The sequence below is a fragment of the Bacillus sp. EKM202B genome (assembly GCF_011066025.1).
Lineage (GTDB): Bacteria > Bacillota > Bacilli > Bacillales > Bacillaceae_G > Bacillus_A > Bacillus_A toyonensis.
Window position 1 is genome coordinate 1 of record NZ_JAAMNK010000050.1, and the last position, 20,520, is coordinate 20,520.

Annotated in this window: 16 protein-coding genes and 1 pseudogene; 15 read left to right on the forward strand and 2 right to left on the reverse strand. The window is 32.1% G+C overall.

Features of this window, described 5'->3' with window-relative positions; genetic code table 11:
* The 10 genes from G9F74_RS28025 to G9F74_RS28070 form a co-directional block, all read left to right on the forward strand.
* Positions 1–309 (forward strand): RNA-guided endonuclease TnpB family protein (locus tag G9F74_RS28025; RefSeq protein ID WP_165406356.1); only part of this gene is annotated, 309 nt, incomplete at its 5' end.
* Between the two features lie 196 nt (positions 310–505).
* Positions 506–853, forward strand: a complete 348-nt coding sequence (locus G9F74_RS28030) for a cupin domain-containing protein (protein ID WP_016107098.1) — start codon at positions 506–508, stop codon at positions 851–853.
* Between the two features lie 396 nt (positions 854–1,249).
* Entirely contained in the window at positions 1,250–2,524 is a 1,275-nt protein-coding gene (locus G9F74_RS28035) for an ATP-grasp domain-containing protein (RefSeq protein WP_016107099.1), read from the forward strand.
* A gap of 143 nt (positions 2,525–2,667) precedes the next feature.
* The gene (rocF, locus tag G9F74_RS28040) at positions 2,668–3,576 is read left to right on the forward strand and encodes an arginase (protein ID WP_001036985.1); all 909 of its coding nucleotides are present in this window, start codon (positions 2,668–2,670) and stop codon (positions 3,574–3,576) included.
* A 104-nt stretch (positions 3,577–3,680) separates the two neighbouring features.
* Entirely contained in the window at positions 3,681–4,970 is a 1,290-nt protein-coding gene (locus G9F74_RS28045) for a lysine N(6)-hydroxylase/L-ornithine N(5)-oxygenase family protein (protein ID WP_016107101.1), read from the forward strand.
* A 16-nt stretch (positions 4,971–4,986) separates the two neighbouring features.
* Positions 4,987–7,002 carry a class I tRNA ligase family protein gene (locus tag G9F74_RS28050; protein ID WP_016107102.1) on the forward strand — a complete coding sequence of 672 codons (2,016 nt, stop codon included), beginning with the start codon at positions 4,987–4,989 and terminating at the stop codon, positions 7,000–7,002.
* 66 nt (positions 7,003–7,068) lie between these two features.
* Positions 7,069–7,977 (forward strand): branched-chain amino acid ABC transporter substrate-binding protein, encoded by a 909-nt coding sequence (locus G9F74_RS28055; protein ID WP_016107103.1) that lies wholly within the window; start codon positions 7,069–7,071, stop codon positions 7,975–7,977.
* Positions 7,978–7,987: 10 nt separating this feature from the next.
* Positions 7,988–9,016 carry an NAD(P)/FAD-dependent oxidoreductase gene (locus tag G9F74_RS28060; RefSeq protein ID WP_080119599.1) on the forward strand — a complete coding sequence of 343 codons (1,029 nt, stop codon included), beginning with the start codon at positions 7,988–7,990 and terminating at the stop codon, positions 9,014–9,016.
* Positions 9,017–9,030: 14 nt separating this feature from the next.
* The gene (locus G9F74_RS28065; protein ID WP_001061014.1) at positions 9,031–9,486 is read left to right on the forward strand and encodes a GNAT family N-acetyltransferase; all 456 of its coding nucleotides are present in this window, start codon (positions 9,031–9,033) and stop codon (positions 9,484–9,486) included.
* A 144-nt stretch (positions 9,487–9,630) separates the two neighbouring features.
* Complete coding sequence (locus G9F74_RS28070; RefSeq protein WP_001122312.1) at positions 9,631–10,848, forward strand: MFS transporter; 1,218 nt, start codon at positions 9,631–9,633, stop codon at positions 10,846–10,848.
* Between the two features lie 207 nt (positions 10,849–11,055).
* Here the strand turns inward: G9F74_RS28070 and G9F74_RS28075 are convergent.
* Together G9F74_RS28075 and G9F74_RS28080 are read right to left on the reverse strand one after the other, a co-directional pair.
* A pseudogene (locus tag G9F74_RS28075) lies at positions 11,056–12,486 on the reverse strand (IS4 family transposase).
* Positions 12,487–12,614: 128 nt separating this feature from the next.
* Positions 12,615–13,574: a proline dehydrogenase family protein gene (locus G9F74_RS28080; protein WP_002203323.1), complete on the reverse strand. Its 960-nt coding sequence runs from the start codon at positions 13,572–13,574 to the stop codon at positions 12,615–12,617.
* 117 nt (positions 13,575–13,691) lie between these two features.
* Here G9F74_RS28080 and pdxR point away from each other — a divergent pair, with 117 nt between their 5' ends.
* The 5 genes from pdxR to G9F74_RS28105 all read left to right on the forward strand — a co-directional run bounded on the left by pdxR (position 13,692) and on the right by G9F74_RS28105 (position 19,980).
* A complete protein-coding gene (gene pdxR, locus G9F74_RS28085) occupies positions 13,692–15,113 on the forward strand; it encodes a MocR-like pyridoxine biosynthesis transcription factor PdxR (RefSeq protein WP_165406357.1) in 1,422 nt (473 codons plus the stop codon).
* A 389-nt stretch (positions 15,114–15,502) separates the two neighbouring features.
* Positions 15,503–16,630, forward strand: a complete 1,128-nt coding sequence (locus G9F74_RS28090) for a tyrosine-type recombinase/integrase (RefSeq protein WP_165406358.1) — start codon at positions 15,503–15,505, stop codon at positions 16,628–16,630.
* Complete coding sequence (locus tag G9F74_RS28095; protein WP_165406359.1) at positions 16,627–18,591, forward strand: site-specific integrase; 1,965 nt, start codon at positions 16,627–16,629, stop codon at positions 18,589–18,591. The genes G9F74_RS28090 and G9F74_RS28095 overlap by 4 nt, the downstream gene beginning before the upstream one ends.
* Positions 18,581–18,967: a DUF6262 family protein gene (locus G9F74_RS28100; protein WP_165406360.1), complete on the forward strand. Its 387-nt coding sequence runs from the start codon at positions 18,581–18,583 to the stop codon at positions 18,965–18,967. The genes G9F74_RS28095 and G9F74_RS28100 overlap by 11 nt, the downstream gene beginning before the upstream one ends.
* Before the next feature lie 143 nt (positions 18,968–19,110).
* Entirely contained in the window at positions 19,111–19,980 is an 870-nt protein-coding gene (locus G9F74_RS28105; RefSeq protein ID WP_165406361.1) for a GNAT family N-acetyltransferase, read from the forward strand.
* The last annotated feature ends 540 nt before the right edge of the window (positions 19,981–20,520 follow it).

Below are 20,520 nucleotides of genomic sequence, written 5' to 3' on the forward strand. Positions count from 1 at the left end.
TCGAATATGTTAAAGAATCATAAGTTAGCAAAAGCAATTAGTGAGGTATCATGGTCACAGTTTCGAATCATGTTGGAGTACAAAGCAAAATGGTATGGCAAACAAGTCATTGTCGTATCGAAAACATTTGCTTCAAGCCAATTATGTTCTTGTTGTGGATATCAAAACAAAGACGTTAAAAATCTAAACCTACGTAAATGGGACTGCCCTTCTTGTCGTACACACCATGATAGGGATATTAACGCAAGTATTAATCTAAAGAATGAAGCGATAAGGCTTCTAACCGCAAGGACTGTGGAGATAGCCTAATAAATTAGAGTTCGATAGAACTCTTTACTTAGGAATCCTCCTCTTCTAAACGAAGTGAAAGTGGGGGTAGTTCAAATATCTTTAATTAATTCTTTAGACACATGTAAAGGAATTTAGATTATACCTGATATATTCCTTTTATTAAGTTAACGAAGTTAATTGATTCTAGAATTTTATAACATTAGGAGGATAGCAAATGAAAAATTATCAACTTACACAGATTTTAAGAGAAAAAAGAAATATAGACAAAAATTATTATGAATTTTTGCATGAAACGGATTTAAGTATGGGAATTTATGAATTGAAAGCAGGATCTTTAGATATGCAACAACCACATACAGAAGATGAAGTATATTATATTATCAATGGCAGAGCACAACTTGAAGTAGAGAGTGAAAATATTTTTGTGGAATCTGGTTCTATTATTTATGTAAAGGCTAACATGAAACATAGATTTCATACTATTGAAGAAGATCTCACGGTACTAGTTTTCTTTGCACCTGCTGAATACTCTTGCGGAAAAGATTTTAAATTACAACGATAATTGCATAATAAGAAAGGTAAAAATAAATATCTTTTTATCAAGTTTGTTTAAATTAGACAACAACTAATTATAGGCAGGTATGTTATTCCATTAAAGAAAAATAAATTTTTTCAATAAATAATAATCAATAGAAAAAAACATAAATGTTAAAAATAGTAAATTTATGTTTAAAAAAGGTAAACTTTACGGTGTTTTAATGAATTCTTGTTTGTTTTTCTTAAGTAAAAATATCTAGTTGTATGACTTTTAATTTGGGAATTTTTAGTGTTTTTTTACATAAAAATATATTTACGGGAAAATATTTCTAAATATTTCTAATCTATTGAACAATTGAAAGTTTTAGTATACGATTACAACGTGATATCAAGATATACAGAGAAGAAAAGGAGATTACATATGAAAAATAAAAAAATTGGAATCATCATGAGAAAAGGTTATAGCATTCATGGTGATCATATTGAAACTGCAGGAAGAATATCTGATGAACTTTACTTGTTTACGAGTGTACCAAGTAAAACAATGGATGCACGCTTTAAAGAAGTAATTGTACTTGAAGAGGCTTCTGAAATAGATGCTGAAAACTATATTTTTACAAAAGGAAAAGATATAGGAATTAGCTTTTTTGTAACTTGGCAAGAAACTGATATTGTCTTAACTGCTAAAATTAATGAACGCTTTGGGAATAAAGCGTTATCTGTTGAAGCTGCTACGACATCTCGAGATAAATCAAAGCAGAGAGAATTTATGTTAAAGAATTCTATTGCTAGTCCTAAGTTTGCAAAAGTTAATTCTATAGAGGATGCAGAGAAAGAAATAGAAAATATTCCTTTCCCTGTAATTATTAAGCCTACTATGGCTGCTAGCAGTGAATCTGTATATTTAGTTAGCAATTTAGAAGAATTGAATAATTCATTAGAGAAAATTATTAATCTTTCTAAAACAAATAAAGGATTCTACTTTAACCAAACACAACAATGTGTGGCATTAGTAGAAGAATTTCTGACTGGGGAAGAAATTACAGTTGATGGAGTCGTTTTAAATGGAGAATTTTACCTTGGTGGAATTCACAATAAAAATAAAATGATGGGTCCATATTTCGAGGAAGATGAATACACTTTACCGTATGTTGGTGTAGATGAAGACATAGTTGTTAATATTGCTAAAGAAATATGTGGAAAATTAGATATTGAAAACAGTTTATTTAATGTAGAACTACGCCGAGATACGCAAGGGAATTTTAAAGTTGTAGAATTTAGTACTAGAATCAGTGGCGGGCATGTTTATCGTAATATACGTGATGTACATGGAATTGATTTAGTAGCCGTTAATATTCTTGGTTTATTAGATTGTAAAGGGGATATTATGGAATTCTTCTTAACTAGATCTACAACACCAAAATCTTGTACTTGTATTAAATTTGTATATAGATCTGGAATTATAAAGAAAAATGAATTGGGAATTGTTGCTGAACAGCCAGAGTATAAGGCTTACTATCCTGTAGCAAAAGTAGGAGCTGAAGTATATCATGCTCCAAAAGGATTTGATATAACGGGCTTACTTTCATTAAGAGCACCATATAATGATAAATCTGATGTAGAAAAATTGCGCCAAAGAGCTAGAGTATTAGATAATCAATTAGATATAGAATTAGAAATTCCGGTTCATGCATAAAAACTTAAGTAAATCTGGTTGTTATATTCCTTGTTTTAAATGAGGAATATAACCGCTAGATTTATCGATAAATTATTTAATAGTATCAACTTAAAACCGAGTAATCCTATATGCATTCTCATAGAAATGGAGTGGAAAATATTATGAATAAAAAAGTATCTATTTTGGGAGCACCTACTTACTTCGGAGCTAGTATAGGAGGGGTTGACCTTGGACCATATGTTGTAAGATATGGCGGTATGTCGAAACAATTAACTGAAATCGGAATTGATTTTGTTGATCTAGGAGACATTTCTCTTCCTTCAACCGATAATAAAAATTATGGAATTGTCAAACAAGAGTTTTCAAATGAAGTAATTGATATATGTAAAAATATTGCTTCGACAGTTGAGAACGAATTGGAAAAAGGGAATTTTCCATTAGTTTTAGGTGGAGATCATAGTATTGCAATTGGTACTGTTACTGGAATTCTTAGAAAAATACCACGATTAGGAGTAATCTGGTTTGATGCTCATGGGGATGCAAATACATTTGAAACATCGATTTCTGGTAATATTCATGGGATGTCTTTAGCAATTCTCTTAGGATACGGTAACGAAAAATTTAAAGATTTTCTAGAGAAAGAAACTAAAATTGATCCAAAGAATATCGTACAAATAGGAATTCGAGATTTAGACCCAGGGGAAGAAGAGTTTCTCAAAAATTTAGGAGTAACAATTTTTACAGCAGAAGATGTGAGAAAACAAGGAATAAAAAGTATTATGGAAAAAGCAATTAAGATTCTCAATAATAATACAGATGCAGTTCATCTAACATTTGATTTAGATGCTTTAGATCCTGAATTTGCTCCTGGAGGAGGATTGGCAGTTCCACATGGTTTAAGTTTAGATGATACAAAAGAGGCAATTGATATGCTAAGAAATAATACAAACCTAGTAGCTGCAGAGTTCACGGAAATAAACCCTATATTAGACAAGGATAATATTACTGTCAACACAACAATTGAACTTATCACTGAACTTTTAAGTAAGAAAGTTACTATGTCTAAATAAAAATTTTTCTGGAATTATTTTTAAAACTATAAAAAAACTATAAAAAAACTATAAAAAATAAAATTATATACGAGAATTTTAAAAAAACGAAGAGGACGAGTCAAATGAATAATAAAATCTATGACGTTATTGGAATTGGATTTGGGCCAGCGAACCTAGCTTTAGCAACTGCTATTGAAGAAGAAAATAATTCAATGGAAAGAATTTTTCTAGAAGAAAAAACGCACTATCAATGGCATCCGGGGATGCTTTTAGATAATACAAATATTCAAATTTCATTTTTGAAAGACCTTGTAACTCTAAAAAATCCTAAAAGTAAATTCTCCTTTTTAAATTATCTACATGAAAATGAAAGACTAAGCGATTTTATTAATCTCTCAGAGTTTTATCCGTCACGACTTGAATACAATGATTATATGTCTTGGGTTGCTTCTCAATTAGAAGATCACGTTTATTATAGTCGAACAGTAATTTCAGTAGACCCTATTGTGTCTGAAGATTCTGTCGAATTATTAGAAGTTATTGTGCAAAATACAAAAACTAATCAATTAGAGAGCTATATTACTAAAAATATTGTTTTGGCTACGGGTGGAACACCAAGAACGCCAATAAATATTGAAATGAATAATAGTAGAGTATTTCATTCAAGTCAATTTAAAAACAAAATTAATAACTTTGAACAGAATGATGCTCATAAGTTTTTAGTTGTAGGATCGGGACAAAGTTCAGCTGAATTATTTTTCCATCTAATCAATAATTATCCGAAATCAGATATTACGGCAACGATGAGACCTTTCTCATATAAAGCTGTAAATGAAAGTAAGCTTGTTAATCGTATATTTGACGCTAATATGATTGACTTTATTTATTCTTTACCAGAAAAAAATCGAGATGCTTTATTAAAACACCACAGTGATACTAATTATGCAGCTGCGGATGGAAGTTTAATAAGCCAAATTAATAAAGCTTTATATAACCAAAAATTTCATGGAGAAGATCGTTTTAGAATAAAGCCATTTTTAGAATTAACGGAGATAAAAACACTGTCTGATAAAGCGGTTGTTTATTACAAAGACATAGTTAAACATACAGAAGTTGTTATTGAAGCTGATGCTGTAATTCTTGCTACTGGGTACGAAAGTAAAAAGAACCATCCTTTATTAAGAAATCTTAACTCATACATTTCAGATAATATTGAAGTTTCCCGAAATTATCGTTTAGAAACAACGGATAAATTTAAACCTGGTATTTATTTGCAGGGTGTAAATGAAAGCACTCATGGACTGAGTGACACTTTATTATCTAATTTATCTATTCGATCAAATGAAATTTTAAAAACCGTACAAGAAAATAGTTCATTAACAGAAGAAAAAACTAAAAACGTGGTTTCATAATATAGGGGGTCTAAAGATGCATATTGAAAAGATAAATCCACAGATTTTCACAAATGAATATGATATTATGTGTCAACGATTATTTCCGCATTCTAATAAATTATATGATTCACCATTTGGTGCAATGTGGGGAATCATAGAACCTGGAGAAATTTCTAAAATTCATGGACATCATGAAGTTGAAACTTTTATTATCTTTAAGGGTGAAGGAATAGTTAAAGTGGGTAAAAAAGAAGAACCTGTTACGCAAGGGGACGCCATCTTTATTCCACCATTTGAAGAACATAGTTTGAAAAATACATCAGATGAAAATTTGATATTCTTCACCATATGGTGGGAAAATGCTTTTAGTAAAAAAAATAGCAAGAAGTTAGATTCAGGTAAAAAGAAATATTTAATAACGGCCACACCACCAACGCCTAATGGTGATTTACATGTGGGGCACCTATCTGGTCCATATACAGGAGCTGACATTTTAACTAGATATTTAAAACTTAAAGGAAATGAAGTCTTTTATATGAGTGGGGCGGATGATCATCAAAGCTATGTGCCGTTTAAGGCGGGACAATTAGAAAAATCTCCTAGAGAAACGGCAGATCATTTTGCTAATGAAATTGAAAAAACATTAAGACTAGCAGAAATTAATCCGGATATTTTTGTAAAACCTCATTTTTCAACATTCCATATTGAGTTTGTCAAAGAGTTTTTTGAAAAACTTTGGAAGGAAGGTAAATTAGTAGAAAAAGAAGTCGACATTCTATTCTGTAAGCAATGCGATAAGCACCTTTATGAAGCTTATGTGAGAGGTAATTGTCCACATTGTGATGAATTATCAGATGGCAACGCTTGTGAAAAATGTGGTAGACCTAATTTGTGTATAGATTTATTAAACCCAACTTGTAAATGTTGTGGCAGCGAACCAGAGAAATCTAAAATTAAACAACTATTTTTCCCATTAAGTAATTATAAAACACAATTAAAACAGTACTATAAAGAATTAAAAATAGGACCACATCTAACGGCATTATGTGAGAGAATGCTAGATGAGGATTTGCCTGATATTCCTATTTCACATGTATCTGATTGGGGAATTCCAGTTCCGGTAGAAGGATATGAAAATCAAACTATATATGTATGGTTTGAAATGGCACCTGGATATTTATCTGCAACAAACGAATTAATTCAGGATAAAAACCTTTCGTATACGTTAAGAGATTTTTGGAATAATCAAGATACAACTATCATTAATTTCTTTGGATATGATAATGGTTATTTCCATTCAGTGCTTTTCCCGGCTATTTGGCTAGCATATAGTGAAGATATAACTCTTCCTAAAACAATGATAACAAATGAATTTTATCAACTAGAGGGTCTTAAGTTTTCAACAAGCAGGGGACATGCTGTATGGGGCAAAGAATTATTAGAAAATGCTTCACATGATGTTGTAAGGTATTATTTATCTTATAGTAGACCGGAAACAGTTGAAACAAACTTCACTATGGAAGAATTTAATCATATTGTAGATACGAACTTAAGCCAAGAATGGGAATCATGGTTACATGATTTAAAATGCAAGTTAGAAGCAGAGTTTCCAAATGGTGCTCCAGAATTAGAGACACTATCAGGTAACTATTTAATGTATTATCAACATGTAAATCGAATTATGAATGAAATTATGAATGCATATGAACCAAATACATTTTCACCGCAAAAGGTAGTTAGATTATTAAACGAATTAGTCAGAATTGCTAAAAAATTCTCGGCAGGAGAAGAATTTTTAACGGTATTAAAGAATAATCAACAAAGAAGAAATACTGCTATTGCACTAGAATTATATACTGCAAAAATTTTAGCAATATTTTCTAGCCCAATCATGCCTACATTTGGTAAAATGCTATGGGGGGATTTGGGATTTAATGTTGACATGCAGTTGGATGAGGAAGTAAGCTTTTTGCCTGCTGGACAGAAAGTGGATCTTCAAGAGAATTATTTTTCAAAAACAAACGACAGTTTTTATCTTCAGAATATTTGATAATATGAGGAGGTAGTACTTACCTCCTCATATTTCCTAATAAAAAATATATAGGGAGCTCAAATTATGAAAAAGAAAATAAAAATTGGAGTAGTAGGCCCTTTTTCAGGTCCTAGGTCTGTATACGGACAAATGTTAATTGAGGGTGTAAATCGTGCGAAGCTAAATTATGCTGATAACATCGAATGGGTTTATCAAGATGATAAAGGAGATCCAAATACCATCAAAGATATTTCTAAAAAAATGATTGAGTCAGGGGTTGTTGCTGTAATTGGACACTTTAATAGTGCATGTGCTTTAAAAGCAATACCGTTTTATTCCAAGGCGAAAATTCCATTCTTAGTTCCTGCATCAACTAATTTAGAAGTTACGCTTAATAGCGAGGAATTAGTATTTAGGTTTTGTTCTAATGATTTGGTACAAGCTGAAACTGTTATTAATTTTTTGAAAACTAAAGATATTCAAACGATTACCGCAGTTTCTGATGAAACATTTTACGGGAAAAGCCTAGCAGATTTACTGTATCAAAGTGCAAATTCTTTATTTAAAGAAGTTACTAGAATTGAAGATTTTAATAGTGAAAATAATAAGCATAGCGATGCAATATTCTTTGCTGGGACACACTTTAACTCCGCAACTTATCTAAGGGAACTAAGGATGAGAGGGTATAAAGGAATTTTTATAGCTTCAGATGATTCTTATGTAGATGAATTTATAGAATTAGCCCAAGATTATTCTAACGATGCTTTTACCATAAAAGCAAAAGAGGATTATGTAGAAACATCATTTCTTGCAGCTTCGTATCTATTAGAATGTATTGAATCTAATGTAGAAAACTTAATTAATGAATTAGCAACAGGTAATTCTACAATTAAATTTTCAAGCAATGGAGATCGTTTAGGAGCTTCATGGATAATTGCACAAGTTATTGATAAATCTTTTGTTGAGGTGAATTATCATAAAACATTCAGCTGATGTAGTTATTATTGGCGGCGGCATTATTGGTGCAGCTATACAGTATTATTTAACCAAGCAAAATATTACAAATACAATTTTATTAGAGAAAAATTCCTTTAGTAGTGGATCAACAGGCCAATCCGGAGGTTTTATAAGGGTCTATCATAATGATCCTTATCTAACTGAAATAGCAAAAGAAGGAATAAATGATTTTTTTAGTATTAGTGAAGAGGTTAAATTTAAGCAGACTGGAATGTTATATGTTGAAAATGAAACACAACATATAAAAATGGAAAAGCAAACTGGAGAACTTGAAAAATCTGGGCATAAAATTAGTATCCTTTCACCTGAAGTATTAAAGAAAGAATTTAAATTTATAAATTTCCCTAAAAACAGCTGTGTGGCTTACGAGGAACAAGCAGGGTACATTAGCCCATCGTTAGCCACGAATACATGGATTGAAACATCTAGAACTAAAGGTGCATTAGCTTGTGAAGGAATCGAAGTGAAAGAAATTCTAATGGATAATAACTGTGTTGTAGGTGTTAAAACCTCCTATGGGACTATACATTGTAAACATGTTGTTGTTGCAGCTGGAGCCTGGAGTGGAAATATATTAGATACTATAGGCATTAAAATTCCAGTAAGAAGTAAAATTATTCAAATTCATTTCTTTGATGGAATAGGACAAACAGACCATCCAATTTTTATAGATGATAGTACTGGATTATATGGCAGACCTGATAATCTAGGTACTTCTCTAGTAGGATATCCAGTAGATAAGTATGATATTGATCCGGACAAAAAAATGTCAATTGACCCAAATGACTTTGAAGAAATGCTTCAAAATTCAAAAAATAGATTGCCATATCTAAATAAAAAATTATTTATAGGTGGAAGAAGAAGCTTTGATGCATATACATCAGATAATCGAGGAATTATAGAACAATTTCCACAAGTACAAGGCTTAATCGTTGCTACTGGCTGGAGTGGTGGTGGAGTAAAATTGGCTCCTGGTATTGGTAAGAGAATAGTGAAAATGATTACTGGAGTATAAGGGGAGAAAAGACTATGAACAATCTCGAGAATATTGAAATTTTTGAAGCGACCTATGATGATAGAGAGACTGTTATCAATTTAATTAGAATGTATATGGAATTCTATGAAAAACCTGTGCATGAAAAAAGTTCTTTAGATACATTAGTAAATACGATAATAAAAAATAAAGATTTGGGATTATTCTACGTTTGTACGGTTAATAAAGAGCCAGTAGGATTTGCTACTTTATATACCACTTTCAGTACGTTAAGTATGGGAAGAGCAATGATTTTAAATGATTTATTTGTTATCCCTGATTATAGAAAATTGGGTGTTGGGGATATGTTATTTAATACTTGTAAAAAGTACGTCCAAGACAATAATTATGCATATATGGAATGGGTTACCGCAAAAGATAATATAGTTGCCCAAAATTTCTATAAAAAACAAAAAGCAAATAAGAGTGATTGGATTGTTTACAGTATTTAAATAGCAATCTAATAGTATTTAGGGCGGATATAACAGAATATTTTCAATGTGCAATTTTGTTATGTATTTTCCAAATCCCTTTCTTTAAACAAGTTAAAACAAATTTAAGGTCAAACAACCGATATAAGAAAGAAGGAATGTATAATGCCAATTCAATTTATATTTATAGTACTATTGGCGCTGACTCTTTGTGGGGAAGGTATGTTAACAGTAACTCTAACCTGGACAATTTTGGATAAAGGGGGATCAGTTACTCATTTAGGAATTATATTAACATTAATGAGTTTGTTACCATTCTTTATGCAAAAATATTCGAAAAGTCTTAAGATGTGGTTAACAAAAAGTCCATTGTTAATTTTCTCTGGTGTCCGTTGTATCGGTATTATTCTGATTATAATAAGTCTTTTAAATAGTGAGCACATTAATGTTTTTACTTTATATATTTTTGCAGGTGTTTTTTCTATTATTTTATTTTTATCTACGCAAAGCTTGGAAACTTATATGTCTCAAATGGTATTATCAGGAGAAATTCCAGCAGGAAAGGCTTCAAATATGTTACAAACTGCAATACAAATTGGAGCATTTGGTGGGAACGCAATAGCAGGGTTTATGATGAATGTAGGTGGATTTAATAACGTACTTTATGGTTTAGCATTCTCTTTAGGTATTGGGGTATTTTTACCTCTTCTAATGCCGCTATTAAAAAGTAAAGATGTTCAGCAAAATAAAAAACCTGTATCAAATCATATTGAAAAAATAAATCCAATAGATAATTCAAAAATATTATGGATTACAATTACTGGTATTGCCGTTTTAACAATACAACTTGCATCATTTAATTTTTTAGTACCAATTTTATTTCACGATGTATATCGTTGGGATCCTATGCAGTATGGATTTGTTAGTGCTGCAGCAGGTTTAGGGGCTTTATTAGCTACACTTGTTGGGAAATTTGAAAAATTTATTCCAAGGTCAATTTTTCTATTAATTGCTGTTTTTGATATTACTTTAGGATTAGTACATTCCTGGTATTTAGCAATTGCCGTTTCATTTATGCTTGGTTTTGTTTTTAATCGTTCACGTATCAATCAAAGAACTGTCATGTTTGACTTTATTAAAACAAAAGAAGAAACGGTTATTTGGTCAAGTCGATCTACACTAGCATTCCAGTTTACCAAAGCCGCTTTACCTTTATCATTAGCATTACCTATTCAATGGATTGGGATTATGAATGCAGGCCATCTGTTTGGAGTGATAGGTACGGTTGTTGCTGCTACTATGATGGTAATTTATCTTAACGAACTAAATCATAGAAAAAAAATAGAAGTTTTACAACAAGAAGTTGCTCCAAAATCATTTTAATAGTAGCGTATTAAATGAAAAGAATAGCTAATGAAGTAAATTTTATAACGTCGAAACAACTTATAAATGGGGTACCGCCCCATTGCTATCAAGTTAAGCTCATACAACGTCAATTATAGTTGACGTTGTTTTTTTTCTAAAGGCTACATGTGAGGGAAATTAAAGAGTTGCATACGAAATAAACCCTAAAGGGTTTCATTTTTTAATTTAAGCCGCTTGATTATCAGACATGGTGCAATTGTAAACGACACCTAATATATCAAAGACTGTTTTCTTCTCATACCTATGGGATTTTCGTCCGTTTTTCTGTAAGAGATTGAACAGACGAAACAATATCTTTGTTAATTCTTGGGCGTCTTTTTGTAAAGATTGATAAATAAGTGAGAAATAATCTTTTATGATATAAGTTGCTTTATATTCGCTTAATTCTCGTTTCTTCTTGATGAGGAGTAATTGGCGCATTTGAAACATGGTGGAGGAACAAAGAAGGATACTTATTAATTGTCCGTATAAGTGACATTCTAGTCTTTCTAATTTTACAGAACTACATTGATGAATACGAAAAAATGATTTCCATGTTTTAAAAATAAGTTCAATTTGCCATCGTAAGGAGTAAAAATCGTATACTTGCTCTTTTGGCAAATATTCCAATGGAATATTTGTAACGTAAAAGTTAATTGCACTAAGCCGCTTACTGCGTTCTTTATAGGTAATTTGCTTCTTATGTTCTTTAGATGCTAAATCCTTTTGACTACGCTTCATTTGCGTTTCAGTTAATTTATACAGAATAAGTCTTGCAGGAAGCTTTTGATACATTCCAATATAGATTTCAGGAATTTCATATGTTTCACCTGACTGTAATTGATCAATAAATTGCTCCATATCTAATTAGATGTACTCAGATTGTTTTTTTATGGTTCCATTTTGAAAGTATTCAGGTTCTTTATTCTTCTGATATATACGTGTATTAAGCTTTAATCGTGAAATAAAATAAGCACCACACTCGCTTATAGTATGTAAATCTTTTAAGTCGAAATATCCTAAATCACGTATACATACATCGTTCGGTTGAAGGGATGTTAAACAAGTAGAAGCATACGTTTTATCATTGTGTTTTCCTGATCCTACATGAACATGAAGAAATTGACCACTTAGTAAATCATACTCTAGTTGAATTTTTACGCCAGCACTTTGACCGCTACCACCTGAACCTTGATATGTAGAAGTGAATTTATCTGGAATTTTAAAATATGTATAATGCAATATAAGGATACGAAGAAAATAGTTTGTATACAAAGTTGGAATCTTGCTAGAAGAACAAAATTGTTGGTGAAGTAAATGCGCTAAGAGTTGTTGTAAAAACTGAACAGCCTGAGGGTTAAAACGTTGATTGAGTCCCTCTGGACTCATAGAAATACAGGTGTTAGCTTCTAATCGACTACATAATTGTGTCAATGAAGTATGAGCTATGTTTTTGCTTAACCAAACACAAAGAGCCACTAAGTCTTGTGCACGATATTTACTCCTTCGTTGTACAAACCCTATCTTTCTAGCTAACTGATCCAAAGCATGTGGTGACATATGTCGCTGTAATTCTTCAGTAAACAATTCTAATTCATCAGAAATCGATAAATCCATACTAAAAACGCCATCCTTTCTGTATGTTTCTACAAAAAGAATAGCGTATCTTTGCATTTTGAGGAAGTTTAGTTTTGTTAGCTTGATAGCGATCTGGTGCTACCCTATATTTGGAATTTAATGTTCGTTCAATATAATCTACTTCTGTCTGTTAAAGATGGATTGATCATATCCGTTACTGCACGATATAGATTTTCCGGATATTCAGCTATTCGATGGCATAAATACAAGTACCACTCTTTTCCGTAAGTTAAATATACTTTACAGTTGTACCCCTTACTTTTTAAATCCATTAACAAATCTGGACGGATTCCGTAGAGCATTTCCATTTCTACGTTGGGTTGATTAAGGTATTGACGGTTTTCCATTTCTTGAATAAGCATTTCATCATGTGTGGCTATGGATACTGGGTGGTTAGATTCTATTATTTGTTCTACAAGTTTAAGATAACGATTATTTAATTCCTTTGATCTAGACATAGCAACATCAGCTGTTTCTTGATAAGCCCCTTTGACAACTCGTATTTTCCCAGGATAATGAACTAATTCCTGAACATCATTGTTGGACCTATATAAATGTGCCTGTATAGTGATCCCTACATTAGGATATTGCGTAGTTGTTTTTTTATAGATATCAAGAATATCGTCAGTTTTTGATGTTTCTTCCATACTTATCATAAGTGTAACGCCGTACAGATTTGCTTTCTTGGCTAACTCAAGTAAATGAATATAAGCTGTTTCTGGATCCACAGATAATCCAATATGTGATAAATCAAACGAAACAGTCGACTTCATGGAGAACAAACCCATTTCTTCAATAAGATTCAAAAACTCGTTTTTGGCGTTCCGGCATTCTTCTAAATCTGTTGTATTTTCACCAATGTATTCCAGTGAAATAGAATAACCTCTTGAAATCAGTTCTTTTGCTGTTGCAAGCCCATCTTGCCTATGCTCTCCGGTTACAAACCGTTTGGCGGCTTGCAATAATAAAGGATAGAGTTCATTGGACTGCTGAATATAAGATTTAATATGTTCATTTCGTGCAACCGATTTAAGTGCTTGGGTGACTTGAACCTTTGGATTAGTCATAACTTACATCTCCTTTTTCATATTTACATAAACTTTATCATGGTAAAATGGTTTATATTAGTACCATTTATAATGAATTTTCAAAGTACCAATTCTAGATAAGGAGTAAATTTCAATATGCTTTGGATACCCATTGACCGGTCATTAGATATACCATTAATTAGACAAGTTTATCAGCAAATACGAGAACAAATTTTAAACGGGGACTTACAATCAGGAGAAAAACTACCGTCGACACGTGAACTATCTTCTGAGTTGAATGTATCCAGGAATGTGATTTTGGAAGCGTATGATCAATTATTGGCTGAAGGATTTTTAGTTGCAAAAAGGGGTGCTGGAACATTTGTTGCTGAAGGAACTTTTTTAGAACAACAGAATAAAACACCTTCATTTCATTCTGTGAATTGGAGTGAAGATAAAAATAAAAATAAAGATGATAACATCATCAACTTTCGTTCAGGTATACCAGCACTGGATTTATTTCCGCGTAAGACATGGGCAAAATTGTCTCATACCATATGGAATGACATTGCACCTTCTACTTTTGGATACGATATTCCCGAAGGACGTCCGGAATTACGACAGGTTTTATCACGCTATTTACTGAAAACAAGAGGTGTTGATTGTCATCCAGAACAAATTGTGATTACATCTGGTGCAACCCAAGCTATGACACTTGTTTCTAAATTGCTTTTATCGCCCGATGATACAGTGATAATGGAAGATCCAATCACCAATGATATTCAAACTATATTTAAAACTTCAGGTGCTCTTCTTTACCCTATACCTGTTGATGAATATGGAATGAAGACATCGTTGCTGCCATTAAATAATTATCCAAAGTTTATCTTTGTTACTCCGTCCCACCAGTTTCCGTTAGGAGGAACGTTACCAATTCAACGAAGGATTCAATTGATTAACTACTCTAGAAGAACAAATTGTTATCTTGTTGAGGATGATTATGACAGTGAATTTAGATATGAAGGACCACCTGTAAGTTCATTACAGGGATTGGATTCAGATCGTGTATTATATATTGGTTCGTTTAGTAAAATCTTATCACCAGCCCTTAGAATGGGATATTTAATTCTTCCTTCACAACTTATTGAAAAGTGTCGCAAGCTAAAATGGTTTTCGGATTTACATACCCCTTCTTTAGAGCAGCTTATCCTTGCCCGTTTTATTGATGAAGGCTATTTGGAACGACATATTATGAAGATGAAGAAAATGTACAAAAAACGAAGAAACTTCCTTATTCATTGCTTAAAAACAACATTTTCAAATAGGGTTAATATTTTCGGTTATTCAACAGGCTTACACCTAATTGTTGAATTAAATGAATCCCATTTTTCAAAAGAATTACTCGAATGGATCGAACGGTTTGGAGTTAAAGTATATCCTGTAGAAGATCATACTATAGAAAAAGGAAAACATCATAATCGAATTATTTTAGGTTATGGGCATCTAAAAAATGAAGAAATTAAAGAAGGTGTGACCAGACTACATAAAGCAATATATAATTTTAAATCCAAAAATTAAAGCCGAGCCGTCCTTAGCTTAGCATGAGGACAACTCGGCTTAGTTTTCTGTCAGGATCCCATCACTATCCAGTTAAAATTTTATAGTACCTCCAGAACGAAATTTTGTGTTAACTTGTAACAAAAAGTTCATTTTTTCGTTTTGGGGTAATTCTGGATTTTTAAGTTGATGGATGTGGGGTACCGCCCACATTTTAACGTTATCTTAACTAGTCATTACGTATGACTTTACAGTATTCATTGTAAAGTCATACGTTTTTTTATTTCTTTAAAGATTATTTAACCATACTAATTTTTTATAGTATGTATAGTAAATAAAGAAGGAGGAATATTAGGAGGTTAAAGCCTTCCACATTCAATAAAATAATAGATTTCAAAAGGAGTGATTGTATGAGAGTAATTACCCTTCTCACAAAAGGAGGAAAGGTTCGCTATATGTTACTTGATCATAACAATGAGCCAGTTCAACCAGTATTACAATATTTAAAGTTTAAGGATAATAGTGGGGCTTCTCGTAATACCTTACAGTCTTTCTCATTTCATTTAAAACTATTCTTTGAATTCTTACACCAAATTGAAAAGGACTACAGGAAGATCGGCATAGATGACATGGCTGATTTCATGAGGTGGTTACAAAACCCACATCATGACGTAAAGGTCTCCCCTATTTTTCCTAACGAACCAATTAGAAAAGCTCAAACAGTAAATATCATCATTAATACTGTTCTTGGATTTTACGACTATCTGATGAGACATGAAGACTATAGTATCCAGTTAAGTGAACGTCTAAAGAAACAAGTCTTAGGATCCCGAAAGGGATTCAAAAGTTTTTTACACCATATAAACCGAAATAAATCTTTTAGCTCTCATATCCTTAAGCTAAAAGTACCTAAACAGCAGCCTAAAGTACTATCAAAATATCAGGTTTCCGTTATCATGAATGCTTGTACTAATATACGTGATTTATTTCTAATACAACTTCTTTGGGAGAGTTCTATGCGTATTGGGGAAGCTCTTGCCTTGTGGCTGGAAGATTTTGAAATTGATGCAAGAAGAATTCATATACGTGATCGAGGTGAACTATCCAATCTAGCTGAAATTAAAACGGTATGTAGTCCTCGTTGTATTGATGTATCTGAGGACTTAATTAATATGTATCTAGAATATATTGCTCAATTCCATACGGACGAAGTCGATACGAATCATGTATTTATTAAGTTATCCGGAAGAAATAAAGGTAATCCATTTGAATATACAGACGTTGTATCCCTAGTCCAACGTTTACGTAAAAAAACGGATGTTTATTTCACCCCACATATGTTACGTCACACATCTTTAACAGAACTAAGGAGAGCTGGTTGGAAGGATGAACATTTAATGAAGCGAGCTGGCCATGCTCATATACAAACAACTATGCAGATGTATATCCATCCTTCGGATGAAGATATCAGGAAAGATTGGGAAAAAGTACAGGAGAATATGAGAATCAGCAAAAGATTCGAGGAGGATTACGAATGAATTTAGCTACTGGATACATACTACCGGAGAATAAAACCAATCAAATAGCCAGCTTAATCTATGGATATTTTGAAAATGATGTTTGGAATACAGATAATCCAGCTTTTAATAATTTTAGGAAGTCAGAATGGGGAAAAACTCATCGTAAGATGAATTTTACAGCATTTTCACCTAAGATTAAAAATGAAGTTAAGTTTTTCATATTGACTCGTGTCCAAAATGATGAGCTACAATTGGATTCTGCTGTACATAATTACGCTAGATCCTTTAAACAACTTTCTAAATTTCTTGCGAAATTTTATCCAAATATTAATAGTTTTGCCGAATTAGATATTAATAAGGCATTATTACAACTCAGATCATATTTAAGTAAATTAGGTTTAAGCATACGCATTTACGACAGAAGAAATCTATCAAATTACGAAAATCTGCTTAATCGTTTGTTTTTATTTTATAGAGACTTCTACGATACAAGAGACGAATTTGAGAAAGATATATGGGATGTTAGGAATATTCCTGGTGCAAGATTCCCTGATCATGAATCAAGACACAAATTAAATTTTAGTGATATTCCTGCTCCTTTCCGCCCTATAGCAAAACGGTATTTAAAATTCAGAATTAGTTATTTATCTCACGGCCAATGTAGCCTTGATGTCAGAATAATAAAGGTGTTTTTGACCTTTATATATAATAAATACCCTGCTTGGAATGATTTAAATGCTTTAACTCGTAAAGATATTGAAGATTACCTTGTATTTCATAATGAAAAGTTTCATGACAAACCATTTTCCCAAAAAAGTTATTTAATCGCTTTAAATGTATTCTTGGAAACAATAGAAAAACTACAATTTGATGAAGCACCAACGATGCCTGTGAATCTATTATTATTTGAAGAAGATCTCCCTAGATTAGTTACAAGAACTGAAAATGATATCAAATATATTCCCGAAAATGTCCTTCAACAAATTGAGGAAAAACTAGAGCATGTAAAACCATCAAAATATATACCGGTAATCGTCTTACTCCGAGCTACTGGTTGGAGAATTTCAGACATTCTTAATCTGAGATATGATAAATGTTTAGAGCAGACCTCTCAGGGGTGGTATCTATGCGGTGATATAAAGAAAACACAAGTTATGAATCACCGTGTACCAATTAAAATAGAAATGGCAGAGATAGTCAAAACTGTTATACAAGTGACTAAAAATCAAAGTAATACTATCAATAATCCTAAAAAATATTTATTTGTACAACTTGAAGGTGTTCGTCGGGGCAGACCTTTTAATTACTATGACATTCGCAGAAGCATGGAGCGTTTTACAATAGAGCAAAACATAGTTGATGATTTAGGTAATCCCTTTTACATAAAAAATCATGCCTTCCGGCATACCAAGGGCGTAGAGCTACTTAATAACGGAATGAACATACTACATGTTCAAAAATGGATGGCTCACGCTTCTCCCGAGATGACATTACAATATGCAAAAATCCTTGATACTACAATGCGTAAATCATGGGAAGAAGCCACAAAACAAGGTGTTTTTCGAATTGATCTTGAAAGTAAACGTCCCGTTAAAGTTGAACTTACTGATATTGCGAATGAAGATATTATTGAATGGGAATACATACGCCATAATTTAGACGCTGTAAAAATGGAACTTGGTTATTGTATGAAGCCAATTAAGCAGCCATGCCCTACTCAAGCAAATCCATGTTTATCTTGTCGTAATTTTTGTACAACACCTGAATTCATGCCGAAATTTGAATTGGAAGTCAAAGAGGTTAAAAGTGTAATTGAAAAAGGCACCTTACTAGGTCGTCAAGTGTGGATAGACAAAAATCAAGCTATTCTAGACCGCCTAGAACCTATTTTAGAAACATTAAAAGGTGGAACAACACATCATTTAGCTGAAAAAAAAGGACGTGAATATATTGGGGAGGAACGTACTTATGAGAAGTAATCATGTTAGAAATACCGAAGGTGTTAAAAAACACGCACTAATGAAAAGCCAAAAGACATCAAAGAAGGTAGATCAAGCAATACAACGTCTTATAAAAACAAAGGCTAAAATCAATTTTAACCAAGTTGCGCTAGAATCAGGTGTATCCAAAGCATTTCTCTATAATAATCGAGAAATACGAAATCGAATAGAGGGATTACGAAAACAACAAGAAAGGTTAAATTCCCCACAAACTATAAAACGTAATATGACAGATGCCAGTAAAGATTCACTTATCGCAGCCAAAAATAACCGAATTAAAAAACTTGAAGAAGAAAATAAACGTCTAAAGGATGAATTATTGAAATTACGTGGTATGGTCTACGATAAATTTTGAGATTTTAAAAACATTACTAGCGTATTTCGGTTTTACTTATTGTGCTAACGTTTTAGGTTAGTGGAAGAAGGATAGTGAAGAAATAGAGTAGAAATATGAAATTAAAAACTTAACAAAATATTTAATATGAGGGAGTATTTCAAATGAGTGTATCGGAGAGAACCGAAATTAATTTAGTAGCACTTGAAGAACGGGATATACCTGGGTTAATTGCACTTTCAGCTGTAGTTGGATGGGATTATGATATACATGAAATTCAAACAGTGATGTCATCTGGCAAAGTTTACGGACACAAGAATAACGAGGGAAAAATTGTATCGAGTGCGGCAATTATTCCTTACGGGTCAAGCCTAGCATCTATTGGTATGGTCATTGTTCATCAAGATTACAGAGGTAAGGGGCTAGGAAGAAAAGTAACACAAAAATGTTTAGATTCTGTTTCAGACGATACCACGGTTATGTTAATTGCGACAGATGAAGGAAAACCAATGTATGAGAGCATGGGATTTTGTTCGATAGACTGTGTTCATAAATATCTTATTGACAGCTATCTTTTGATAGAGCCAAACAATAATTTGGATATGGAAATAACTCCTATGCGAGAAGAGAATTTACCTCAAGTTGTAAAATTAGATAAGAATGCATTTGGGGAAGAAAGAATGACTCTTTTAATCCATCGGATTAAGCAAGCAAAAGAGGCACTTGTCGTCAAAGATTCCGATGGAACAATCATAGGGTTTGGCTTATCTATTTTAGGACCTATTAATCTAATTCTAGGACCTATTGTAGCCCCTAATGATCATATAGCATCCTTATTAATTGATAAATTGGCTAACAATCATCAAGGTAAATTAAGAATCGATATTCCATCAGGGAATGAGGCTTTTATGTCACATTTAGAAAAACTTGGTTTCGTAAAAGTAAGTCAACCTCCTATAATGATTAAAAATTCAAAGCAATTACCATCACGTAATAAAACATTATATGGAATAGCTGCACAGATTTTTGGGTGACTTTGTTATTCAACGAACGGTGCGTTAATTTAATAACACATCATAAAAGGGCAAACTTTATTTAAACCAATATTTACATTAAATACATGTAAATGATGTGAGAACTATTGATATTTCAATTGTTCTCACATCGAAGTTAAGATAATTCCAAAAAATATACGCTAAGCAAATTTCGACATAAAATAAGCCGAATTTCCTACTCTAAGGAATATTCGGCTCATATTCTTTTAGTATCTTATAAAAAGTATTTTTCTTTAGTCCTAATAGGGGGCACCATACATGCCCATCAACTTAAGAACGGAAACAAAATGAACTTTTGTTTAAATAAACTAAAAAACCCTTAAAACACTTTTTCTCCTTAAAAATGAGCATGCCAAATAAACCCAGGTAGGTATTATTTTTAAAGATTATGCAGCTTTCTTTTGTTTTCTAAATCCACTATACTCATAGATAACACCCATAATATTGATATGATCCCCTCATAGTAGACAGTAGAAAGAAAGCACATTAATCTGTTTACGTATGGGGGGATTTTGTATG